Here is a 26,415-nt window from a genome sequence, read left to right on the forward strand (position 1 = left end):
CGGAAAACAGGTCTAACGTTACCATGAAACACAGGTTTTGCTTTTCAGAAATTTGATAGAATCACATGCGTTATGTACCGTAGCGTCTGGCTTCACGCCTGACGCATTAAATGTTTTTTTTTGGAAAGCAGGTTTGGTAGGGTTTAGGCTGATGCAATCCCGCTGTACGCTTTATCCCGATGAAAAATCGGGACCGCTTCCATCGGGTTTAGGTGGCGCGGCCTGTAATAAGATTTAGGGTTACAGGGTGCAGAAAGAAGTTTATCTTTTGAGAGAAGCTTATGGAGGTTTTACGTGCAGTTTTTTGTTCCTTAAACCTGGTTGAAGCGGATACCGGCCCGGCGGCTAAGGCCTGCAGGCGTATGAGCGGAAGACAGGACTAACGTTACTATGAAACACAGGTTTTGCTTTTCTGAAATTTGATAGAATCACATGCGTTATGTACCGTAGCGTCTGGCTTCACGCCTGACGCATTAAATGTTTTTTTTTTGGAAAGCAGGTTCGGTAGGGTTTAGGCTAATGCAATCCCGCTGTACGCTATACTTCGTGTCGCTTCCATCGGGTTTAGGTGGCACGGCCTGTAGAGATATTAATGGTAAAACACCAAACGTTCCTACGGAACGATAACGCCAATTTGCATTTGGCTACCCATGAATCGTTCCTACGGAACGGTCTGCGATTTTCAGAAAATGATCGGAAGTTGTTTTTTAAAAGTTAATGAATTTTTCAATCTGCTCGCTGGTAAATTTTATCGTATCGGGATGATTGAAATTGCTTTCGGCATCCAGTTCGGCCTTAATATTTGGGATGTGCAGGCGTAGCGGTAAAATATTGAGATGGATGTAATGGCAAACGCCTGTAAAATGATCTACCCCGCGGATATTGCCATATTTGCCAGAGGAAATGCCCACTAAAGCCGCTTTTTTATCATAAAAACTATCGGGGAAATTGCAGGCATCAATTAATACTTTTAACACACCAGGGTAACTGCCATTGTATTCGGGCATGACGAATAAAAACTTTTCGGTCTGGTTAATCATATTCTGGATTTCCTGAAAAGCTTCCGATCTTTTGCCATACATATCTGTATTAAGCACATCGATAGGCAAGTGCTCCAAACTGAACAAATGGGCATCAATACCTTTTTCTTTTAGTTGCCTCTGGTAATATTTGGCAACTTTTAGCGTATTGCTATTGGGTCTGTTTGTGGCGGCTATTATTGTGATCATGTACAAATTGTTAATAAGATGTGTAAAACCCAAATGCGCTTCTTGCTAAAATTGCCATATAGTTTGTATCTTAGCTGATTGTGAAAAAGGCCGTAAACATGGCAAAAATAGAACTTTTTGGCAATTTAAACGCATAAATAACACAGCCCAAATAAACGTTAAGTAAATTTCGGATACATACGATGAGCAAAATTATTGCATTAGCAAATCAAAAAGGTGGTGTTGGTAAAACAACTTCATCTATAAACCTGGCTGCGAGTTTGGCCGTTCTAGAATACAAAACTTTACTGGTAGATGCTGATCCTCAGGCAAATTCAACTTCAGGTATCGGTTTCGATCCCCGGAATATCAAAGACAGTATTTACGAGTGTATTATTAATGATATCGATCCTTTACAGGCCATACAGAAAACAGATACACCCAATTTAGATTTATTACCTGCCCACATTGATCTGGTTGGTGCGGAAATCGAGATGATTAACCTGAATAACCGCGAGTATAAAATGAAGGCGGTTTTGGAGAAAATTAAAGATCAGTATGATTTTATCATTATCGATTGCTCTCCGTCACTGGGTTTAATTACCATTAATGCTTTAACTGCTGCAGATTCGGTTATTATTCCGGTACAATGCGAGTATTTTGCTTTAGAAGGTTTGGGTAAATTATTAAATACCATTAAAATTGTACAGAACCGTTTAAACCCGGATTTAGAAATTGAAGGTATTTTATTAACCATGTACGATGTACGCTTACGTTTATCGAACCAGGTGGTAGAAGAAGTAAAAACACACTTTAACGAACTGGTTTTTGATACCATTATCCAGCGTAATACCCGTTTAAGTGAAGCACCGAGTTATGGTGTTTCGGTAATTATGCACGATGCCAACTGTAAAGGGGCAATTAACTACCTTAACCTTGCCCGCGAAATTGTAAAGAAAAACGGCCTGTTAAAGGAAGAAGAAAACATTGGAACAGCAACTTTATAAATTATAGATGACATCTTTTCAGCGAAAAACAGGTTTAGGAAGAGGGTTAAGTGCGCTTTTAGATGATAGCGAATCTTCTCATCCGCCGAAACAGCAGGTAAATGCTGTAAGCGAAACAGAGCAGATTGGCAATATCAGTCACGTAAGTTTAACTGAAGTTGAAACCAATCCATACCAGCCACGTACCGAATTTGATCAGGTAGCTTTAAATGAGCTGGCCGATTCGATAAAAATACAGGGCCTGATCCAGCCGATTACGGTAAGGAAATTAGGCGCCAATAAATACCAGTTAATTTCGGGCGAGCGCAGGTTCAGGGCTTCGAAACTGGCCGGTTTAACGCAGATTCCGGCTTATATCCGCAGTGCCAACGACCAGCAAATGCTGGAAATGGCCCTGATCGAAAATATTCAGCGCGAAAATTTAAATGCCATTGAGGTGGCTTTGAGTTTCCAGCGGATGATTGATGAGGTAGGCCTAAAACAGGAACAGTTGGGCGAACGTGTTGGTAAAAACCGTACAACGGTGACCAATTATTTACGTTTGTTAAAGCTTCCGCCAGCGATACAGGCTTCTATCCGCGATCAGAAAATCAGCATGGGCCATGCAAGGGCTTTAATTAATGTTGATGGGGTGGATAAGCAGTTATACATCCACCAGGAAATTCTTGATAAAAACCTTTCGGTACGTAAAGTAGAAGAAATTGTGCGCAATTTGCAGCATATTCCTTTACCTGCAGGCGAGAAGCAAAAAGAAAAGGCCGTTTCTTTTCAATATAAAAAATTGCAGGACGATCTGGCTTCTAAATTTGCTACCCGCGTAAAGTTAAAAGTAAGTCAGAATGGTAAAGGGGCAATCGAAATCCCTTTTATGAGCGACGACGACTTAAACAGGATTTTAGAGTTATTAGACTGGTAATGCGGAGGACTAAACTTTTAATACTGGTTTCTCTATTTACATTTTTTATGGTAAACCTTGCCACGGCGCAGGTTAAGGATACGGTATTAAAACCAGCTGATACTTCGAAAGTAAAACTGACCAAATCTTTAGATACAGCCAAAAAACCTTTAACCAGAAAGGATTCGTTAAAAGCGAAATATGTAAACCCGGGTAAAGTTGCCGGCAGGAAAGCTGTTTTCAGATCGATGCTGATACCGGGCTGGGGGCAGTTATACAATATCCAGTTACTAAGCGATGGCTATGGTACCAGGGCAGGCAAAAGCCAGGTATTTCAAAAAATATATACCGGCGGTAAAATCGTAGCCATTTACGGTGGTGCTACTGCACTTACCTTATCTCTTATGAATAGCAGGAAAAATTACAGCCGCTTTTTAGCCGAAGCACAATACCGTGAGCAAAATCCAGGTAAAAAGTCAGATTTAACACAGTACACCGATCAGGGGATTCTGGATGGGAAAAGTTTATACAAGCGGAATTCGCAGATTGTATATTTTTCATATGGCTTACTGTATGCAGCTAACATTATCGATGCTTATGTAGCTGCACGTTTGCATTTTTTCAATATCGATAATAACCTTTCATTTAAAGTAATGCCATCGGTAATCGGTTCTGATACCATGTATGGTTTCAACGCAAGCCCTGCCTTAAAGCTTTCCCTTACTTTTTAATGTAATAAAATAAATGATTGCCCCTGATCAATATGAAATCTTAATGCTTTTATTACCTTTAAACCGTTAAAGGTGTCTCACAGGCAATTAAATCTATCACAAAAAAGAAAATAAAATAAAGAAATGAAAATTGCGCTTTTAGGTTACGGCAAAATGGGTCAGATTATCGAAAAATTTGCACTTGAACGCGGTCACGAAATCGTTTTAAAAGTTACAGTAGATAATCAGGAAGATTTAACCAGGCAAAATTTAAAATCGGCAGATGTAGCGATTGATTTTAGTACGCCGGATTCGGTTTTGAAAAATATTGATGCCTGTTTCGATGCCAATGTTCCCGTTGTAGTGGGTACCACCGGCTGGTATGGCAAATTGCAGGAAGTTAAAGATGATTGCAGCAACAGTAACAATACACTGCTTTATGGGTCTAACTTTAGTATCGGCGTTAATTTATTCTTTAAGTTGAACCAAACTTTGGCTAAACTAATGAACAATTATCCGGCTTACGAAGTGCAGGTAGAAGAAATCCACCATACTCAAAAGCTCGATTCGCCAAGTGGTACAGCCATTACCCTGGCCGAAGGTATTGTTGATAACCTGGATAGAAAACAGGAATGGTTAAATGAAGTGGTGGGAACAGATGTTGAATTGTTTCCAAAAGCCGAACAGTTGCTGATCGAATCGCACAGGATCGAAAATATCCCGGGTACACATACCGTGATTTACAGCAGCGAAGTGGATGAAATTGAAATTAAACATACTGCACACAACAGGGCAGGTTTTGCTTTGGGTGCAGTTGTAGCAGCAGAATGGGTGAAAGATAAAAAAGGATTTTTTAACATTACCGATATTTTTGAATAAGAGTTAGTTTTAAGTTAACCGTTTTCAATTGGCAATTGACAGTTTCAGTTAACCAATTTGTACAGTTAACCAATTAACCCCCTGAGCGTGGTCGAAGGGTAAACAATTAACCAATTAAGATACCAGGGGGTAGCCGATTAAATTGATCGCGGACCAAAATTAAGATATATGAATTACAAATTCTGGCAGAAAAAAAAGGATGCCACAAAGAAGAAAAAATCTAAAACCCGCGAATGGGTAGATGCCATTGTTTTTGCTGTTGTAGCTGCAACCATTATCCGCGTTTTCTTTATAGAAGCTTATACCATTCCATCTGGTTCGATGGAAAGATCATTATTGATCGGCGATTTTCTTTTTGTAAGTAAAGTTAATTATGGTGCGCGTATCCCGATGACGCCAGTTGCCTTTCCTTTTGCGCACCACACCATGCCGTTAACTACTTCTACCAAAGCTTACTGGGATGGCGTACAATGGAAATATCACCGTTTGCCAGGCTTGTCAAAAATCAAAAGAAATGATGTTGTGGTTTTCAACTTCCCTGAAGGAGATACTGTTGCGGTAGAAAACCAGGCAGAAAGTTATTATGCTTTAGAACGTAGTTTGGGCCGTCAGCAGGTGAGGAGTACTTTTACCATTATCGACCGGCCGGTTGATAAACGTGAGAATTTTATTAAGCGTTGTATCGGTATTCCGGGCGATGTAATTTCGATGAGCAATGGTATTGCCAATGTAAACGGTAAAAATGAACCTTTGAAAAATACCGGGATGATGCCTTACCGCATTGAGTTCAAAACCATGGATTTTAACTATGCCGCACTTGACGAATTTAACCTGAACCTTGGTAATTCGCCAGCGGTTGCTACAAATACCTATATAGTAGATGCTTCGCCCGAAATTGCAGAGAAACTCAAAACTTTCGATTTTGTAAAATCAGTGAATTTAAGTCCCGATGCACCAGGGCCTGTACAGGGCGGTGTTTTCCCGAACGATCCGAACCGGGCGTGGAACAGGGATAACTTTGGACCAATTAAAATCCCTTCAAAAGGATGGACCGTTAATATTGACAGTAATACAATGCCACTTTATTACAGGGCTATCAGAACTTACGAAGGAAATAAAGTAGAACAAAAAGCCGGGGTTTGGTACATTAATGATAAACCAGCTACCACTTATACTTTTAAAATGGATTATTACTGGATGATGGGTGATAATCGCCATAATTCTGCCGATTCGCGCTATTGGGGTTTCGTTCCGGAAGATCATATTGTCGGTAAAGCTTTATTTGTTTGGATGAGCTGGGATAGTACCGCTTCTTTCTTACATAAAATAAGGTGGAGCAGGTTATTTATGGGAATTCATTAATCAAATTATTCATAAAATATTTAAAAAAGGCTTGCTTATGCGGGCCTTTTTTATGCTAAAATCACCTTTTTAAAAAAATTAAAAAGAATAGTGTGGTTTTGTGTTTTTTTATTAAGTTTGTTATAACTAATCAAACTACTATAATTTATGAAGCCAACCATCCCATGTATCCATCTGGATTTATAGCATTGCTGCCACCAGATACTTCCTTTAAACAAACTGTTTGCATTTTAAATCGATTTAGTAATAGAATTGAAAATATTTATGCTGCCCGATTTTATTTTATAAACCAGAATCCACCCACCCTAAAACAAAACAATATGAAAAAATAAAGAATGAATAATAAACCGCTTTAAAGTAACTATCAATAAACTAATCATTACCCACAAACAGATTATGAAAAAAATCTACTTAACTAGCTTAAGTATGTTGTTGCTATGTCTAGTAACAATATCTGCTTTTGCTCAAAAAACCGTCTCAGGAACGGTAACCGATAATGCAGGCATGCCCATAGCAGGTGTAAGCATTCTCCAGAAAGGTTCTGCCAATGGTACTTCTAGCTCATCAGAAGGAAAGTATAGCCTGTCAGTGCCACCAAATTCAACAATTATTTTCAAGTATTTGGGCTATATTACCAGAGAAATTGCTTTAGGAAATAATAGTGTTTTAAATGTAACCTTACAAGATGATGCTAAAGTCCTTGGTGATGTAGTAATCACAGGTTTAGGAGAACAGAGAAAAACAAGAAATTTAGGTTATTCACTTACCAGTATTAATGGCGATCAGATAAGAGCTACCAATACAACCAACCCAATTTCAGCATTACAAGGATTAGTTCCGGGTATGATGGTTCAACCAGGGCAGGGCGGACCTCAATCTAGTCCAAAATTCCAGATCCGTGGTGCCTCAAGTTTGTACGGATCAGAAAACACTCCGTTAATCGTTGTTGATGGAATTATGTTATCTGATGATGTTGTGGTTCCTTCGAGAGGTGGCGATCAGGATTTCGGTAACGTTCTAAAAAATATCAACTCTGATGATATAGAGAGTATATCTGTTTTAAAAGGTGGTTCAGTAACAGCACTATACGGAAGTAGGGCTACAAATGGTGTAATTTTGATCACCACTAAAAAAGGTTACTCTCAAAAAGGATTAGGTATTTCATTTAGTCACGATGAAACCTTTGATAAAGCCTATGCCTTGCCTGATATGCAGAAAGAATATGGTTCAGGCTTTACGATGACCGATTTTGTAAAAGCACCTAATGGCATGAATCAGATTAATCCTGCATCTTACGGATTCAGTTTTGGACCCAAATTAGACGGATCAACTATTCTTGATGCTGATGGACAAAGGCAAATCACCAATTCAGTTTTAAATAATCCCTTAACTCTTTATCAATTAGGTCGTTATATAAATAGTAATATTGCTATGCAGGGTGGTAATGAGAAAACAACTTTTAGGTTTTCTTATTCCAATAACTATAGTAATGGTGTAAGTCCTTTGAATAAATTAAATAGAAACACGTTTAATTTCAGGGGAACCCAGAGATTGGCAAATGCAGTTACATTGGATGCTACGGTTTCTTATGCCAATACAAAAGGTTTTAATCCACAATTGTTATCTGGAGATAATAGTTTAATATATGGGTTAACCTGGGGGTATCCTACCAATTACGACCTTGGTTATTGGAGCCAGAATTATCTTGACCCGGTTAAAGGAGGTAGAAGTGCCAATGACCCTTTCGGAACAAATTCATTGTTTTTCAGAATGAACCAAAATAGTCAGGTACAAAACGAAAATAACTTAAGAGGATCGCTAAATGCAAAGGTCGATTTTACAAAATGGTTACAGTTTGAGGCCAATGTTGGTTTAAACTGGTACAATACTGCTAGAGATACTAAAGAATTAGGTCAGGATGTTAACTTTGCTGGAGGATACTTTGGTGCAGATGTTCGAAACGTTATCGATAGCAGGTATAGAGGCAGCTTTAACCTAAAACATAAAATCAGCGATTTCGACCTGTTTTTACAATTAGGATCTGAACTGGTTCGTTCTCAGACTAAAGGAAGTATATACAATACTAATGGAGGTTTGAGGGTACCAAAACAATATCGCATCTCAAATTCAATTAATACCCCAACAATTAGAGAGTATGCAGGTAATGTATATCAAAACTTTGCTACTTATGCCCAAGGCAGTATCGGTTATAAAGATTGGTTAACATTAAATATTTATGGTCGTAACGAATGGAACTCTACTCTTGTTTACTCTAATGGGACTGGAAATTACAGTTATTTCTATCCCGGAGCAGATTTAGCTTGGGTAATTACAGATGCAGTTAAACTTCCTGAAGTTTTTTCTTATGCAAAGTTACGCGCATCTTATTCAATTACAGGTGGTGGAACCTCGGTATATAGGGCGAATACAGGTTATTACGTTAAAAATGGAAACTATGTGCCGATTTCTGGGTCAGAGATAGAACAATATGGTTTTGATAGCAGTACATTAGGCAATACCGACTTAAAGCCTGTTAGGACATATAGTCAGGAGGTTGGTTTAGAACTGAAAATGCTAAAAAACAGATTAGGCCTTGATTTTACTGCATACAAGAAAAATTCTAAAAATCAAATTGTCGGCTTAGCTGTTCCATCTGAGTCTGGTGTAAGCTCTGCATTAATCAACAGTGGTGACGTGCAGGATATGGGGATTGAGTTTATATTATCAGGAACACCAATTAAAACAAAAACATTTTCTTGGGATACCTATTTTAACTATACCAGAAACAGAACCAAAATTATTTCATTGGCTCCTGGCGTAACAACTGTACAATTAGAAGGCGGCGACGGAATTAGGACGATTGCCCGTGTAGGCGGAGAATATTCAACAATGGTTGCTGCTTACGGATATGCCAAATACCAGGCAAGAGATGCTCAGGGCAATCCAATCGATAATCCAAACAACGGTAAAAAAGTATTGTCGGTTTCTGGCAGTGGTGGTGCATTTTACACAAGGGCTGCTAACTATGCAAATGGATTAGAACCGGAAAGCACAATTGGTTCTACCTTACCTAAATTTTATGGTAGCGTAAGAAATGTATTTAATTATAAATCAGTATCATTGAGTGCTTTAGTAGATGCTAAATTTGGTGGTTACGTGTTTTCTGATACCTATTACTATGGTAGCCAAACAGGAAATTTAGCAAATACACTTTATGGACGTGATGTTGCAAGTGGGGGAGTGCCATATACAGAAAATGGCGTACAGCAGATTGGTGTTGTTTTAGACGGTGTATTTCCTGATGGAACCATAATAAATGGAGTTAACGTTGGAGGGATGACCCATCAGCAAACCATTGATAAAGGATTAAGAATACCAACACAAACTTACCGCTACTATAACAATTCCAATGGTTGGGCTAATGGTATCCGCGAAAGAGGAGCTTTTAAATCGTCTTGGGTTGCCGTAAGGGATATTACACTTTCTTATGATTTACCGAAATCACTTGTTTCCAGAATCAAGATGAATGGTGTTAGGTTAAATTTAAGTGCTAGAAATGTAGGCTTCTTGTATAATAATGCACCAGATAATGTTAATGTAAACGATTTTACAAGTACAGGTGCTGGTGGTGCATTTTTAGGTGGAGGTACACCTTATGTTAGAACGTTTGCATTTGGAATTAATGGTAGTTTTTAATCATTGTTTTACAAAATTTATTCAGTTATTATGGAATATTTAAAATATAAGATTAGTGCAGCATTGGTTTTAGGTACTGCACTTTTCGTAAGTTCGTGCAGCAAAGAAAAGTTTGCTGAATTTAATACAAATCCAGATGCAGTAACGGCAATATCGCCACAACCTATATTTACAAAAGCAATAACAGGTTGGCACGATGATAGTTTTGAGGCATTTTACGAAAATTATAGAGGCGTATCGAGGTGGACAAGGCAGATGGTAGGTTTAACAGGTAATACAAATACCATAACAGATGGTATAGGTAATATTAACCAACGTTATAGCCGCTTTTACTTAAACTCTGGAAATTTATTGGTTGATGTTCAAAAAACCATAGATAAATTACCAGATGATCAAAAACCCAGGTATGCTCAAATGAGGGTTATAGCCGAGATACTAAAAGTATACGAAGCTTGGTTTGTAACCGATGGAAATGGAAGTATGCCATATAGCCAGGCTCTTCAGGCGAGGTACAGCGGAACATTAACCCCGGTTTATGATTCGCAGCAGCAATTGTATGATAACTTTGAAAAAACATTAAAGGAATCTGTTGTAGCTTTAAAAGCGCAGCCAGCTGTAGAACAAGTAAGTTTGGGTTCTAATGATTTATATTATCAGGGATCGGTGCCAAAATGGATCAAAGCGGCTACCAGTTTACGTTTATTAATTGCCATGCGTTTATCTAAAAAAGATCCAGCTAAGCTTAAAACTATTGTTACCGATATATTAACAAACAATGCTGCCGATTTAATGTCATCTACTGATGATGACTGGTCTTTCAAAGCTTCGTCGAGCCTAACAGGCACAAGCGGTAACTGGGATGTAAGTGCTTCGGGTGCTTATGGAGCAAACGGAACCATTGATTTTATGTGGAGGAATTCAGACCCAAGGTTGCCGCTGTTTTACCAGAAAAACTCATGGACAACTGATAACTTTGCAGCAGCAAAGACACAGGGAAAGATACCAGCAGCCGCAGTTTATGATAATAGACGTTATTATGGACAATTTACTAGCCCTGACGCAAGTACAACACCTTCTAAACAGCCTTTTTTCTCACCTGTTGTGATTAAAAATGGTACCGCAAATGTGAATTTGGATACCGTTTCTGCTATTCAGACACGTATGTTTTATCCGAACTCAAATTCTGGAACTGGTTCATCAACGTTTCTGGTTTTAACCTACGCTGATGTTTGTTTCTTGAGAGCTGAACTGGCTGCAAGGAATATCTCAACCGAAAGTGCTGCAGACTGGTATAACAGAGGTATAGAAGCCTCGATTATTACTTACGATAATATTGCGAAAAGTGCATTGTTACCTGATTATGTAGCTTTGGGTGCTGGTGCAATAGCGGCCTATAAAGCAATGCCTGAAATTGTGTATAATCCGGCAAAAGGGTTAGAACAGATTGTTATCCAACAATATTTAAATTTTTATAAAAACTATAACGAATGTTGGGCACTGTTAAAAAGGACAGGTATGCCAAATGCTCAAACGGCACTAAATCTTGAAAACTTTGTATTCGGTGGTCAGGTGCAAAGTATTCCACGACGCTTTGTGGTCAACTTTCCATTATCGGGTGATGCCAATTATGCAAATAAACAGGCGGCAATAACCGAAATGGCAAAAGATCCAAACTTTGGACAACCAACAGATGTTAAAGGTCGCGTTTGGTGGGACATTCCATAAGTTATTACTACCTTTATTATTAAAAAATGGCCGGTATAACCGGCCATTTTAATTGAATGTAAAAAATGAAAAATTGCGCAAAATTTTTACTTTGGCTATTGGTTTATTTCACTTTTTTGAATAAAATCTACGCTCAGGACCTTAAATCTCAACAAGTTGGGTTGTTTGCTAACATAAAATCTTTCAAACTCGAATCAATCTCTCCCAGCCATCCAGTAAAATTAAATAAAAGCTGTGCATTTATATTTTTGTCACCAGAATGCCCCTTAAGTAGAAATTACATCCCCGAACTCAAACAAATACAGGAAAAATATAAAAACTGCGAAATAATCGGTGTTTTTGCAGGTAAATCTTACACTGCTCAAGAGATTAGAACTTTTTTAAAAGATTATAAAATAACCTTTCCGGCCATTTATGATGGACAGAAAAAACTAGCAAAGTTATTGAATGCAAAGGTTACTCCTGAGGTTATTTTATTGGATAAAAATGGAAAAAGAATATACTCAGGGCTAATTGATGATAAAATAATAGAACTTGGTCAGCAAAAACAAGTGGCATCTAAACATTTCCTTACTGATGCCATAGAAGCAATAGAAACTGAGAGGAAGGTTTTAATAGGTTCTACCATGCCCATAGGCTGTTATATTAATGATCTATAATTAAATGAAAAAGATAAATTTTATTCTTCTCTTCTTTTTTAACCTTTCTTATATTAATGCTCAAAAAAGCACCTTTTATAAAGATGTTGCTCCAATTATTTATAATAAATGTGCATCCTGCCACCGTGTAGGAGAGGCTGGACCTTTTCCCTTAACTTCTTATGAAGATGTAGTTAAACGAACTTCTTTTATAAAGAAAGTAGTCAATTCTGGTTACATGCCACCTTGGAAAGCCGATGGACACTATACAGCAGTTCCTTTTCAGGGAAACAGAAGCTTAACCGCTTTGGAAAAAAAAACAATTATTGATTGGATTGATGACAAAATGCCAATTGGAAGTCCGAATAAACAAACTACCTTAATTTTAACAAAATATCAGCAGGGTACCAATTATAAGCGTAAGCCTGATGCTGTTTTAAGCATGGCGAAAACTTTTCAGATACAAGGCGATAATAAGGAAAGATTTATCGTATTTAAAATACCATATCAGTTTGATCAGTCTCAAAATGTGGAAGCAATCGAATTTGTTTCCAAAAATAGAAAAGTAATCCATCATGCCAATTTTGCTATTTACGATGTTTCAAATAATATTTCGATTGATAAATCTCCTGATTATATCAATACTACTGTAGGAGAGACTGATGCTAACTTTTCGGCCTATGAAGCATATAAAAGCAATATGATTTATTATGGAGGGTGGATTCCAGGAACAAATTACGAATCGTATCCTAAAAACATTGGATGGGTGATGCCTAAAAGAGGTGTAATCTTATTAACCATACATTATGCACCAACCGGAAAAGATGAAGAAGATTTTTCATCCATTAATTTCTTTTTTACCAAGTCGCCAATCGAAAGGGTGATTGATGTAATTAATCTAGGATCAGGTGGAATTGCAGAAGAGGAAATTACACCATATTTCATGATTCCTGCCGATAGCGTCCGCACTTTTAAGCTAAAAATAACCAATCCCGAAAAACAGTCTATTTTAGGTGTATGGCCACACATGCATTTACTGGGAAAAAATTTTAAAGCTTATGCAATTACACCCCAAAAAGATACCTTAAAATTAATCTCAATTCCTAAATGGGATTTTAACTGGCAGGAGCTTTATAAATATCAAAAACCGCTTATAATCCCCAAAGGTTCTTATCTGATTATTGAAGGTACGTACGACAACTCAAAAGATAATCCAAAAAACTTATTTAATCCACCAAGAAATATCTATGGCGGTGGTGAGATGAAAAGTATAGACGAGATGCTCACTTTGGTAATATTATATTTGCCTTATGAAGAGGGCGATGAGGATTTGCCAGTTATAGAAAAGTAATTGTGTACTTGTTCCCCAAGAGATTTGATCTACTTTGTTTTATTGAAGCTTACTAAAACTTTAGTTTAATTCATAAATTTCTAGTTGAACAAGCTGTTTTAATCAATATATAATCTTTATTTACATAATATCTTAATTATATTTTTATTAAGATATTGTTTCTTTTTAAAAAAATTATAAAGTTGATTTATTTTTGTTAATTTAGTTTATGCTTATGTATTGGCGGTCATATTATTATGATTTGTCGAGGTATAAGTGGACTAATCTTCTAACCAAAAATTTATCAACTATGAAAAAAAGAATGTTAATCTTTTCTGCGGCAATATTATTATTTGCCTCTTGTAAAAGGAATGAGAGTGAACAGCTTTCGGGCGAGCAACCTGCACTTTCCAAAAATGGCACATTAAGCCTGGCCAATACCCCCGCTGCAGCACCCAATACCTTTAAAGTATTCGACCAGATTTTATTTTACGATGGTTATGCCGCAACCGTAACTGCACCTGTACCTGCTGATGTAACACGTTTGTCGAACTCCAAATACATTAAAAAGTTAAGCACCACAGATCTTTCCAAACTTTCTAATAGTTTAGATATCAAGGTAAGTATTACACCATATTGCGATAATTACGACAGGATCGGATCTGTAGGCCTGAGTTTTATTCCAAAAAATTCGGCCTTTAACGAAAATATTGGCAAAAACATCGAAGTAGGCCGTTTTATTACACCATTTATGGATAAAAACAAAACGCCAAATGTTGCACCCTATCTCTTTAGCACAGATAATGTCGCCAATTTATTAAGGGATGCAGGCGTACGGGCCTCTTATGATATTTATGTGGTATTTAACTTGTTTGGGGTACCTTATGCAGCCCAGAATGAAATTAGTGGGTGTGGAGGCCATAATGAAACGTTTTATGGTACAATAGAGTTTGTTAATAAATCAGGTGGAACCGATCCTGCTACAGCAGTACAGATGATCCCGATAGCGAATGAGAAAGATCTGGATAATTACACTGCAAACAATACAGACCAGGTAGGAAGTAGTAAAAAAACATATACCATTAACCTGCCTTCGGCGGTTACCGATGCCAGGCTTTACCTCATTACTTCTGCCCATGGAGCCAATAGCGGAGGGGAAGAATACGTGCGTAGAGACCATAATATTTATTTTGATAATGTTTTAAAATTAACATATAAACCAGGTGGAAAATCATGCGAACCCTATCGCCAGTATAATACTCAAAATAATGGAATATACGGTTCTGTTCCCAGAACTGCTTCAGATTGGTCGTCATGGAGCAACTGGTGTCCCGGGGATGCGATTCCGATACGTGAGATTAGTCTTGGCAATTTAACAGCCGGTAATCACACTTTTAAAATCGATGTTCCTACCGCCGTTTTTAAAGATAAACAAGGTTCTATAAGGTATTCAGTTTATTTGCAAGGTCGTTAAGGTTTAATTAATCATATAGGTTTTGTCGGTTTGACAAAGCCTGTATGATTATTTTTAATTCCGGAATCAGGAAGCCAAATCACTTATTTAAATTATTATAAAGTATGCGGATGCTTACAAAATAAATTATTAAGTTTGTTTAAAATCATCCAAACATGTCAGTAATAATTGAGAAGGGTCAAAGGCTGCGCGCCGATATTATCAAACATTTATATTATAAGAAAGCACTATCACTTACTGATTTAAGTAAACTAACAAAAAAAAGTTTACCACTGGTTACTTCCAATGTAAATAATCTGATAAACGAAGGATATGTTTTAGAACAAGGCCTGGCTCCATCTACAGGAGGAAGAAGGGCTGCAATGTTTTTAATAAATCCAGACCTTAAAAAATATATTGTGGCCATAGCAATGGATCAGCTGACATCGAGATTAACCATTTACGACCTTACCCGCAAGATGGTTATTCCAGTACAAACCCTGGAGTTCGAAATGTCGTCGAAAAACAGCAGCATCACCGATCTGGTTAATTTTATCAATAAAAGTATAAATCAGTCTAAAATCAAAAGAGAGGATATTTTGGGCGTTGGCATCGGGATGCCGGGTTTTGTTAATGCAGATGAGGGAATTAACCATTCTTTTTTAAAGGTAGAAGATGATACAACTTTACAGCAATATCTTTCGCAACATATTAATTTGCAGGTACATATAGATAACGACTCCAGTTTAATTGCGCTCGCAGAACTGAATTTTGGTGTAGCCATTGATTTGAAAGATGTAATGGTGGTTAATATTGGCTGGGGAACCGGATTGGGAATGATTATTAATGGAAAATTATACCGGGGGAGTAGTGGTAGTGCCGGCGAATTTAGCCATATCCCGCTATCTGATAGCGATAATCTTTGTTCTTGCGGTAGAAGAGGATGTTTGGAAGTTGACACCTCATTACTGGTAATGGCCAGGAAAGCTCAGGAAGCAATTGCAGGTGGTGCTGAATCGAGCATGACTAGATTGTTTATGGATAAAAGCAAACATCCGGCCGACCACTTTTTAAGTGCGGTTGCCAAACAGGATCCGGTTGCCATATCGATATTGGCAAAAGCCATTTTTCAGTTGGGAAAAGGGATATCAACATTAATCCATCTGTTAAATCCCGAATCCATTGTGCTGAGTGGGAGGGGGGCTAAAGCAGGTAAAATGTTGTTGCCGCCAATCCAGCAGGCCATTAACGAGTTTTGTATCCCGCGAATTGCAGAGCAAACTGAAATTAAACTTTCTAAACTAACCGATGAGGCAGAATTACTTGCTGCTGCCAGTTTAACGGTAGAAAGTAGTTTGTTTGAATAGCTAACCTTAAAAAGAATAAGACCAATATTTTATAACTAAACTGATATTATATGACAAAATAAAGAAAACCCACTCCACCAAGTTATGAACCACTTTTGACTAATCCTAAACTAAACCCATTTATGAAAAGAATGTACTTAAGGTGCTTAAGTATTTTATTGTTGAATTTTTTAGCAATAACTGTTTTTGCACAAAAAACCATTACCGGTACGGTGGTGGAAGCATCAGGACCCTTACCAGGTGTAAGTGTCGCTATTAAAGGAACAACCAAAGCCACTCAAACCGATGGAAATGGTAAATTCTCTATTTCAGCAGCAGAAGGAAATATTCTCGTTTTTAAGTCTGTTGGTTATACCTCTAAAGAAATTACGGTAGGAGCATCTACCACTGTAAATGTTAAACTGGAATCGTCTGCTAACAGTTTGGAAGAGGTTCAGGTTACTACAGCATTCGGAATTAAAAAGGAAAAAAGAGCGCTGGGCTACTCTACGCAGGAGGTATCCGGAAAAGACTTAACAATAGGCCAGGCACCTACTATAGCGCAGGGTTTAATGGGTAAAGTTGCCGGTTTACAGATCTCACAATCAGGTGGTGGGGTAGAAGGTGGCTCATCGAGAATTGTAGTCCGTGGAAATACCTCATTAACCGGCGATAACCGGGCTTTGATCATCGTTGATGGAGTAGCCATTAACAACGATCCGGCCAACGTGAACGGGAACAATACTTCATCAGTTGCCGGTAATACCGGAGCTGATGTTTCGTCGAATAACGATTGGGGTACGGGTATGAACTTCATCAATCAGGACGATATTGAAAGCATTACCGTATTAAAAGGTCCTGCTGCGGCTGCACTATACGGCGCAAGGGGTGGTAATGGTGTTATTTTAATTACGCGTAAAAAGGGAAGCAACCGCCCGGGTCTTGGCATCGATTATAATTATTCTTACCGGCATACAGATCCTTACGAAATACAAAATTTTCAGAATGAATATGGACAGGGTGGAGTAGCGGCTATGTTAACGGCAGATAATAGTAAAATGTTTCCTGTTAATGCTGCTGGTCAGCGTTATCAAATTGGAAATAACTATACCTCAGCTGGAGAATATTTAAGCAACTCATTCGGAACGGTTCCTTATCCAAATGGTAAATTAACGGATGCTTACTTCAGTTATCCAGGTAGTCAATCCTGGGGCCCGAGATTTGATAATCTGCCGATATTAAACTATGATGGGGTTTTGCGGCCATATTCTGCGCAGCCAGATAACTGGAAGGCATTTTTTCCTGATGGTTCTGTAGTAAGTCATAACGTAGCCATTTCTGGCGGTAATGATAATGCTACAGGACGTATTTCTTATACGCGAAATGACACCAAAGCCAATATTTTAAATAGTAATATTCAATCGAACGTTTTTAACTTAGGTTCTACGCTTAAGGTTTCTAAAAAAGTAAGTGCAGAGGTAACTGCAAGTTATGTAAACTTTACCCGGTTAAATGCTCCTACAGTGGGTTCGGGTTACTTAGGTGGGGTAATTTATTCCATGCCAAGAGATTATAATCCTTACGTAGATTTTGATAATACTTATGGACCTAACAATTCGCGGAAGGATGTACTTACTCCAAGCAATTTTCCGGCAGGCTCACCTGCCTATCCTTATAGCGGAAGTTATTTAGCTAACCAGTATTGGAATATCAATAACAATAATACCCTTTTTAACCGGAACGGACTTACCGGGGGAATGAAGGTAATGGCCGATTTAACTGATTTCTTAAATGTAACGGCACAAGGAGGTGTAGATAATTCGAATGATGTTACCACAGTGAAAAATTATCCAACAGATGTATTAGGACAGGCAAACGGCGCTTATAAGTTGGCTCAAGCCAAAAATCTGTCTACCAACCTACAGGCTTTTGCCCGTTTACATAAAGATAATCTTTTCGGCAAAGAGATTAACGCCAGCTTAACGGCAGGCGTAGAAAGCTATTATCGCAATGATTATATTTCGAGTAACCGTACTGATGGCAGTCTTGTAAAACCCTATGTTTTTGCTTTAAATAACGGTTCCAATCCGGTACCACAACCAGAAGAAACAAAATATACTAAAAAGATTAATTCTGCCTATAGTTTTTTAAACCTTTCTTACAAAAATTATCTGTTTTTAGAAGCCACAGCACGTAACGACTGGTCGAGTACATTGGCAAATGGCTCTAACTCCTACTTTTATCCTGCAACCAATTTAAGTTATGTATTTACCGATGGAATTAAGGGGTTACAGAACAGTTTACCCTGGTTAAGTTTTGGAAAGTTGAAACTCTCTTATGCAGAAACAGGATCAGATACCGACCCATATTCTATTTTTAATCTTTTGGATGTAACCACAAACAATGGCCAGCAGGCACAAAGTCTGCCAGGTACGTTGAAATTTGAAGGGGTAAAACCACAAAAAAGCAGATCGTTTGAAGCCGGCATTAATTTAGGTTTATTTAAAAACAGGTTAAATATCGATTTAACAGGTTATACCATGAAAAGCTTTAACCAGATTTTAGATAATCCTTTAGCTTTATCTTCTGGTTTTAGTAATTTGAAAATAAATACAGGTTCGTTAGGTAATACAGGTTTTGAGTTTATTATCAGCGGTTCGCCAATAAAAACAAAAGATTTTAGCTGGGATGTATCCATAAGCGGAGCGCATGCCAAAACTAAAGTTTTAGCATTACAGGATGGAGTTGAAACCTTAACCCTAGGTACTTTTTTTGGAGGAAACGGTATATCACAACGGGTTAAAGTTGGTGATTATTACGGAACCCTTTATGGAAAAGATTTTACCTATGTTAATGGCCAGAAAGTTGTAAAACGGGCAACTGGTACAGATGATTTACCATTGCAATATACCGTGAATGGCAAAACCTATTATGCAGGTACACAATGGGTATTAACACAAGATGAAGTGTCTATTGGCAATTCTCAGCCAATGTTAACTGGTGGTATTACGAACACCTTCAAGTATAAGGCATTTTCTTTATATGTATTGGCTGATGCGAAAATTGGCGGCGATACTTTTTTTGGCTCTTATGCAGCAGGTATGGGGAGTGGAAACTTAGTAGAAACCTTGAAAGAGCGTAATGGCGGAGGCCTGCCATTAGTGTATCCTGATGGAACTTCTGCAAATACAGGTGTTAATTTTGGAGGTGTTTTTGTTACCCGCGATGCTCAGGGCAACATTACAAGCACTACTCCAAATAACGATGTAGTGAATTACCAATGGTATTACCAGGGCACTTTTTCTGCCTGGAACCACCTTGGCGTACCACGCTCTGCATCAGTATTTAAAAACTCCTGGATGAAACTTAGGGAAGTAGCTTTAACCTACCAGGTTCCGGCTACGTTTCTTCAAAAAACAAAGTTTATTCAAAATCTGTCGCTTTCGCTAGTTGGACGAGACCTGTTTTACATTTTTACTACTATTCCTAAAGGCTTAAATCCTGAAGGCGTAAATAGTATCGGTAATATACAAGGTATAGAATACGGATCTCTGCCCAAAACAAGATCATTTGGTTTCACTATTCGGTCTTCATTTTAATCACTTAAAGCATTAATCACATGAAAATTCAACATAAAGTAATCCACACTATACTTGGCCTATCGCTGATCGTGGGTGGGGCATCGTGTAAAAAAGGATTCGAAGAATTAAATAAGCCATATAAAGATGCAACGGTTTCTACAGCAACACCTGCAGGCTTTTTTAATAACCTGGCCAAACGTGCAACAGAAGAAGATTATACGATCTATACCGGTTTATTTATGTCAGTTACCAATCAGCAAGGTGTTCAGAATAAAAACTTACCCTATATTAATTATATTACTACTTTTTGGCGCAATTATTACCAGGATCTGGCAGATTATAAACAACTGTTAAAGCTGGTTAATGCCTCCCCGAATCCAGGTATTTATAGTGATGTAAAGTATATGGCTACCATTCTGATGAGCCAGAAAACTTTATCGATGTTAGATCGCTATGGCGATATACCTTACAGCCAGGCGGCGGCTGCTACCGAAGGTTCAGCAAACTACCAGCCGAAGTACGATAAAGAAGAAAGTGTTTATAATAGTGTATTAGATGATCTGAAAGCTGCCGTTGAAGGTGTTGGTGGACCAAACCAAAGCTCAATTAGTACTTATGAATCTTTTTTGGCCAACGACTTTGTAGCCTGGAAAAAATTTGGAAATTCCTTAAGACTGCGCTATGCTGTTCGTTTGAGTAAAACCAATTTGCAAACCAAGGCAAAGGCCATCATTGCAGAAATTCTGGGTAATCCATCTGTTTATCCACTGCCCAATAATCAGGACCTTACAGCTTTATACAAGAGTAATTTTGGTAGTTTTCCAAGAGTTGTAGTCCCCAATACCCCAGATTATGGCGACCGCTATTGGTATGCATTCCGCGATCTCTCTGTTTCAAATATCAGGATGAGTTCTAACGTATTTAATAAAATGTCGTCTACCAGTGCCGATGATGGTTCTGGTTTCTTTGATCCGCGTTACAAAGTGTGGTTTATGCCAAATAATGCTGGCAAATGGGTACCTCAACCACAAAATGGGTCTGTTTCTGATGGTGGTACACCCTATCCGAATGAAGGTGATAATAGCCCCAAGGCTCCGGGCAAGGATCCCGATAATAAATTTGCTTCCTTTAATTATTATCTCGTACGCGATTTTCAAAGCTTCCCTTATGTTATTATCTCAGAAGCAGATGTACATTTCTTAAAAGCAGAAATTTATAATCAGGGTATTGGCGTTGGTGCCGATCAGGCTTTGGCCGAAACAGAATATAACGCAGGGATGAACGCTTCTGTAAATTTTTGGTACACTACAGTAAACGATAATACAACAGCCATTTGGCCAACTGCTGCTAAACCTGGCCCAATTACCCAGGCACAGATTGATGTTTTTACCAGTAATCCGGCTGTTAAATTTACTGCTGGTGATATAGCCGGAAATTATAAAAAAATAATCACTCAATCTTGGCTGGCAAGTATCTTTAACGCCGTAGAAACCTGGTGCACAGTCCGCCGAACAGGTTTAACGCCAAAAGATGCTACTTATACTCCTACCACTTACAACAGGTTGCCTTATCCCGACGATGAGAAAACCAACAACCTTTCTAATTTAAATGCAATTGGTGGTAATGTAGATGCTAATGTTCAGATTGCCAAAAAGGTGTACTGGATGCCTTAATTTAAAACACATTAACTGATAGAGGTCCTGTATCATAAAGGCGATTGAAGTTCAAATGTTGTCATGTTGAGCTTGTCGAAACACTTTAAAGAGTATTTAAACAAGTCCTTCGACAAGCTCAGGAAGACAAATTTATATTTATGATACAACCTCTTTTTATACCCTGATAATGAAGATAAAAATTTACTTTCTTTTTTGTTTAACGCTGTTTACACTCCGTTCTTCCGCCCAGCAAAACGACATCATGCCTCAGTCTGAGATTTACGAGTGGCCTAAAGATGCCGCCGTTAAACAAAAGCTCGAAACCTGGCAGGATAAAAAATTTGGGATGATTATCCACTGGGGGCTTTATGCCGTTCCCGGTATCATCGAATCCTGGTCCATCTGTTCAGAAGACTGGATCGAAAGAGATAGTACCATCAAATACGAAGATTATAAAAAATGGTATTGGGGGCAGAGCGAAAAATTTAACCCTACAAAATTCAACCCTGAACAATGGGCAAAAGCGGGTAAAGATGCAGGTATGAAATACCTGGTGTTTACCACCAAACACCACGATGGTTTTGCCATGTTCGATACCAAACAATCTGATTTTAGCATCGCTAAAGGTCCTTTTTCTACCAATCCTAAAAAAGATGTGGCAAAATATGTGTTCGACGCCTTCCGTAAAGAAAACTTTATGATCGGTGCTTATTTTTCTAAACCCGACTGGCATTCTCAATATTATTGGTGGGATAAATATGCCACAGCCAACAGAAACAACAATTACGACATCCGTAAAAATCCCTGGCGTTGGAATATGTTCAAAAGCTATACCCAAAACCAGATCAGCGAATTAATGAACAATTATGGCGGCATCGATATTTTGTGGCTGGATGGTGGCTGGGTTCGTCCGAGGGCAAGTGTTAACCAGGAGGTACTTTCGTGGGGAGCGCCAATTCCGGAATGGAGCCAGGATATTGACATGCCTAAAATTGCAACAATGGCCAGAAAAGCACAGCCAGGTTTAATCATGGTGGATAGAACCGTACATGGTCAGTTCGAAAATTACCAGACTCCTGAACAGAAAATCCCTGAAAAACAACTGGATTACCCCTGGGAAAGCTGCATGACTTTAGGTGGTGCATGGGGATTTGTACCTAACGATCATTATAAATCAGCACCTGAAGTAGTTCATAAACTGGTTGAAATTGTGGCCAAAGGAGGAAGTTTGTTATTAGGTGTTGGACCGAAACCTGATGGAACGTTGCCTGATGATGTGGTTAAAAAGTTAGAAGAAATCGGCCAGTGGACTTCAAAAAATGGTGCTGCCATTTACGGAACACGGATCACCAAAAACTATCACGACGGGCAGAACTGGTTTACCCAAAGCAAGGATGGAAAAACAGTTTACGGCATCAGCTTTCTCGACGATGCTGCGGTTAATGAAATTTCATGGCAGGGGAATATTCCTAAAAAAGGAACTCCGGTTACCATTTTAGCTACCAATCAAAAAATAAAATGGACATTAAAAAATGATAAGGTTCATTTCGATCTTCCTAAAACCGACGAGAAAATAGCCCTGACATTTTCTTTTACGCCCGAAACCAAATAGTAATGCCGAAACCGATAAAATATTTGTATTTATTGCCTACGCTTTTTTTCTCTTGCAGTCTTTTTGCACAAGTTAAAAAAGCGCAGATATTGCCTTATAAAAATTCAAAGTTAAGCATCGATTTAAGGGTAAAAGACCTCATTTCGAGAATGACACCAGAAGAAAAATTCTGGCAGTTGTTTATGATCCCGGGCGATGTTACCGAACAGAATAAACAACAGTTCAGGAACGGAATTTTTGGCTTACAGGTAAGTGCGGCCGCACAGGGGAGTGGTAATGCCCAGCAAATGTTAACCTATAATACCACTGAAGATGGGCTTTCGCTTGCCAAAAAGATCAATAAAATCCAGAAATTCTTTATAGAAGAAACCCGTTTGGGCATCCCGATTATTCCCTTCGACGAAGCTTTGCATGGTTTGGTAAGGCAAGGTGCAACAGCCTTTCCACAGTCCATTGGTTTAGCAGCAACTTTCGATACCACAATGGTGGCTAAGATAGGTACAGCCATTGCCAATGAGGCCCGCGCTCGAGGTTTAAGAGATCTTTTGGCACCAGTAATTAATATGGCAACGGATGTAAGGTGGGGCAGGACAGAAGAAACCTATGGCGAAGATCCTTATTTAACCACCGTAATGGGCCATGCTTTTATGAATGCCGTAGAAAAGCAAAATATCATTGTTACCCCCAAACATTTTATTGCCAATGTTGGCGATGGTGGCCGCGACAGTTATCCCATAGAAATGGATAAACACTTTTTAGAAGAAATCCATTTTCCGGCATTTAAAGATGGCGTTAAAAATGTGGGGATTCGTTCGTTAATGACTTCTTACAACAGTGTTTTCGGTTCGCCGGCTACTTCAAATAAATGGCTGCTCACTAACAAGTTAAAGTCGGAATGGGGATTCAAAGGTTTTGTTATTTCTGATGCCGGAGCGGTAGGTGGCGCTAATGTTTTGCATTTTACTGCTAAAGATTATAAAGATGCTACAGCACAATCGATCAATGCCGGTTTAGATGTGATTTTTCAGGTAGATTATAACCATTACAAACTTTTTCTGCCTGCATTTTTGGATGGCAGCATTCCGAAACCACGTATTGATGATGCCCTTGCCAGGGTTTTAAGAGCAAAATTTGAACTTGGCCTTTTCGAACAACCTTATGTTGATGAAAGCATTGCCGAAAAGATGTTGAGCGATCCAACTAACAATATTTTAGCCAAAGAAGCAGCTTTAAAATCGTTCGTTTTGCTTAAAAACGACAACAATATGCTTCCCTTAAAAAATGCAAAACACATTCTCGTGTTAGGCGAAGATGCCGTTGAAGCCAGATTGGGTGGTTATAGCGGAACTGGGAATAAAAAGATAAATATCATTGACGGATTGAAGAGTGCTGTTTCGAACGGGGTGGAAGTCAATTATCTAAAAGGAAGCAGTCGCGAAGTTCAGTCTTTTGTTCCTGTAGATAGCCAGTTTCTTTCTGTAGATCAAAAGCCGGGATTGAGCGGAAAATATTATAGCGGTCTAGATTTTAGTGGAGTGCCAGTTAAAACAGTGCAGGATAAGGCCATCAATTTCAGCTGGACTTTATATCCGCCTGATGAAAAGCTTCAGCTTGATGATTATTCTGTACGTTGGGAAGGCAGTATAAAAGTTCCGCAAAATGCAGATCTTAATATCGGATTGGAGGGAAACGACGGTTACCGATTATATCTCGACAATCAATTGCTCATTGATAATTGGGACAAGAAGTCTTTCAGCACTAAAACAATTCCGTTTCACTTTGAGAAAAACAAGGAATATGCCATTAAAGTAGAGTTTTTCGAGTCTAAAGGCAATGGGAAAATAAAATTGGTATGGGATTATAACGTTCAGCACTCAGAAGAAATAACAAATGCGGTAAAAGCAGCGAAAAATAATGATGTGGTAGTTTTTGTCGCAGGGATAAAAGAAGGCGAATTTTTAGATCGTGCAATGTTAAACCTGCCGGGTAACCAGGAAATTTTACTTCAGGAACTTGCAAAAACGGGTAAGCCGATTGTAGTGGTACTAACTGGTGGGAGTGCCATTAATATGCAACCATGGTTAAATAAGGTAAGTGCAGTTTTAAATGTATGGTATCCTGGCGAAGCTGGTGGCAGTGCCGTTGCAGATGTGCTGTTGGGTAAAGCAAATCCCTCAGGAAAACTACCGATTACCTATCCTGTTGATGAATCGCAGCTACCATTAGTGTATAACCACAAACCTACCGGCAGGGGAGATGATTATAATAATTTGAGCGGTGAGCCGCTTTTCCCTTTCGGCTACGGATTGAGTTATACCCATTTCTCCTACTCCGGTTTAAAATTCAGCAAGAAAAGCATTACTCAAAATGAAACGGCGACCGTAAGTTTCGAGCTTAAAAACACCGGCAATTATGATGGTGAAGAAGTGGTTCAATTGTACATGAGGCCATTACTAAGCAAACTGGCTCAGCCTGTTCTGGTACTCAGGGCTTTTCAAAGGATAAGTTTAAAGGCAGGTGAAACGAAAACCGTCTCTTTTCAATTAGGAAAGGCAGAACTTCAAACACTTGATATCAATAACGTTTGGAATGTTGCCCCAGGAGAATATCGCATCATGATCGGATCATCAAGCAAGGCACTTTATTTAAAAGATAATTTAATGGTTAAACCTTAAAATACACCCCCTATGGTTGGGTATAAACCATAATCGAGTAATAGTTGCCGCAGATTCTGGTTAAATCTGCGGCTTTTTTGTTTCGTCATTTCAAGGAATAATTTATTGTATAAAAATCAATATAAAGTTGAAGGATCTATGCCGGAAGAATACTTTGAAATTATTTTTGCCACAAAAACACGAAACGCATGGAATTAATAGAATTTGATTTTTATTAGATTCGTCATCCTGAGCGTAGTCGAAGGATCTATGCCGGAAGAATACTTTGAAATTATTTTTGCCACAGAAACACGGAACGCACGGAGTTAATAGAATTTGATTTTTATTAGATTCGTCATCCTGAGCGTAGTTGAAGGATCTATGCCGGAAGAATACTTTGAAATTATTTTTGCCACAGAAACACGGAACGTACGGAGTTAATAGAATTTGATTTTTATTAGATTCATCATCCTGAGCGTAGTCGAAGGATCTATGCCGGAAGAATACTTTGACATTATTCTGCCACAGAAACACGAAACGCATGGAATTAATAAAATTTATTTTCTGCATCCAACTCTGTACGCTATCTCTTAGTGACCTCTGTGATAATGATGATTCAAGATGTAAAACGGATAATGGACATGCGCTTTGCCTTGAATTAACC

Annotated in this window: 16 protein-coding genes; 15 read left to right on the top strand and 1 reads right to left on the bottom strand. The window is 38.4% G+C overall.

Annotation, left to right across the window (positions count from 1 at the left end; genetic code table 11):
* Positions 1-707 precede the first annotated feature (707 nt).
* Positions 708-1,229: an NADPH-dependent FMN reductase gene (locus tag ACTJKC_RS13775; RefSeq protein ID WP_440792705.1), complete on the bottom strand. Its 522-nt coding sequence runs from the start codon at positions 1,227-1,229 to the stop codon at positions 708-710.
* A 182-nt stretch (positions 1,230-1,411) separates the two neighbouring features.
* On the opposite strand from ACTJKC_RS13775, the gene ACTJKC_RS13780 reads away from it, so the two are divergent.
* From ACTJKC_RS13780 to ACTJKC_RS13850, 15 genes are all read left to right on the top strand, one after another.
* The gene (locus tag ACTJKC_RS13780) at positions 1,412-2,215 is read left to right on the top strand and encodes a ParA family protein (RefSeq protein WP_113950964.1); all 804 of its coding nucleotides are present in this window, start codon (positions 1,412-1,414) and stop codon (positions 2,213-2,215) included.
* Positions 2,216-2,222: 7 nt separating this feature from the next.
* A complete protein-coding gene (locus ACTJKC_RS13785; protein ID WP_344852944.1) occupies positions 2,223-3,131 on the top strand; it encodes a ParB/RepB/Spo0J family partition protein in 909 nt (302 codons plus the stop codon).
* A gap of 47 nt (positions 3,132-3,178) precedes the next feature.
* The gene (locus ACTJKC_RS13790) at positions 3,179-3,841 is read left to right on the top strand and encodes a DUF5683 domain-containing protein (protein ID WP_440792708.1); all 663 of its coding nucleotides are present in this window, start codon (positions 3,179-3,181) and stop codon (positions 3,839-3,841) included.
* A gap of 123 nt (positions 3,842-3,964) precedes the next feature.
* The gene (dapB, locus tag ACTJKC_RS13795; protein WP_344852946.1) at positions 3,965-4,699 is read left to right on the top strand and encodes a 4-hydroxy-tetrahydrodipicolinate reductase; all 735 of its coding nucleotides are present in this window, start codon (positions 3,965-3,967) and stop codon (positions 4,697-4,699) included.
* A gap of 168 nt (positions 4,700-4,867) precedes the next feature.
* Positions 4,868-6,061, top strand: a complete 1,194-nt coding sequence (gene lepB / locus ACTJKC_RS13800; RefSeq protein WP_344852947.1) for a signal peptidase I — start codon at positions 4,868-4,870, stop codon at positions 6,059-6,061.
* A 396-nt stretch (positions 6,062-6,457) separates the two neighbouring features.
* Positions 6,458-9,757: a SusC/RagA family TonB-linked outer membrane protein gene (locus tag ACTJKC_RS13805; RefSeq protein ID WP_344852948.1), complete on the top strand. Its 3,300-nt coding sequence runs from the start codon at positions 6,458-6,460 to the stop codon at positions 9,755-9,757.
* 30 nt (positions 9,758-9,787) lie between these two features.
* On the top strand, positions 9,788-11,482 hold the full coding sequence (locus tag ACTJKC_RS13810; protein ID WP_344852949.1) for a SusD/RagB family nutrient-binding outer membrane lipoprotein: 1,695 nt from the start codon (positions 9,788-9,790) through the stop codon (positions 11,480-11,482).
* A gap of 116 nt (positions 11,483-11,598) precedes the next feature.
* Positions 11,599-12,141: a redoxin domain-containing protein gene (locus ACTJKC_RS13815; protein ID WP_440792711.1), complete on the top strand. Its 543-nt coding sequence runs from the start codon at positions 11,599-11,601 to the stop codon at positions 12,139-12,141.
* A 4-nt stretch (positions 12,142-12,145) separates the two neighbouring features.
* A complete protein-coding gene (locus ACTJKC_RS13820; RefSeq protein ID WP_344852951.1) occupies positions 12,146-13,471 on the top strand; it encodes a monooxygenase in 1,326 nt (441 codons plus the stop codon).
* Positions 13,472-13,760: 289 nt separating this feature from the next.
* Positions 13,761-14,924, top strand: a complete 1,164-nt coding sequence (locus ACTJKC_RS13825; protein WP_440792713.1) for a peptide-N-glycosidase F-related protein — start codon at positions 13,761-13,763, stop codon at positions 14,922-14,924.
* 155 nt (positions 14,925-15,079) lie between these two features.
* Complete coding sequence (locus ACTJKC_RS13830) at positions 15,080-16,270, top strand: ROK family protein (protein ID WP_344852953.1); 1,191 nt, start codon at positions 15,080-15,082, stop codon at positions 16,268-16,270.
* 122 nt (positions 16,271-16,392) lie between these two features.
* Entirely contained in the window at positions 16,393-19,848 is a 3,456-nt protein-coding gene (locus ACTJKC_RS13835) for a SusC/RagA family TonB-linked outer membrane protein (RefSeq protein WP_440792715.1), read from the top strand.
* A gap of 20 nt (positions 19,849-19,868) precedes the next feature.
* The gene (locus ACTJKC_RS13840; protein ID WP_440792717.1) at positions 19,869-21,503 is read left to right on the top strand and encodes a SusD/RagB family nutrient-binding outer membrane lipoprotein; all 1,635 of its coding nucleotides are present in this window, start codon (positions 19,869-19,871) and stop codon (positions 21,501-21,503) included.
* Positions 21,504-21,672: 169 nt separating this feature from the next.
* The gene (locus ACTJKC_RS13845) at positions 21,673-23,097 is read left to right on the top strand and encodes an alpha-L-fucosidase (protein ID WP_440792719.1); all 1,425 of its coding nucleotides are present in this window, start codon (positions 21,673-21,675) and stop codon (positions 23,095-23,097) included.
* A 2-nt stretch (positions 23,098-23,099) separates the two neighbouring features.
* Positions 23,100-25,772: a glycoside hydrolase family 3 N-terminal domain-containing protein gene (locus ACTJKC_RS13850; RefSeq protein WP_440792721.1), complete on the top strand. Its 2,673-nt coding sequence runs from the start codon at positions 23,100-23,102 to the stop codon at positions 25,770-25,772.
* Positions 25,773-26,415 lie beyond the last annotated feature (643 nt).

It is taken from the genome of Pedobacter sp. 22226, from assembly GCF_052045455.1.
Lineage (GTDB): Bacteria > Bacteroidota > Bacteroidia > Sphingobacteriales > Sphingobacteriaceae > Pedobacter > Pedobacter jeongneungensis.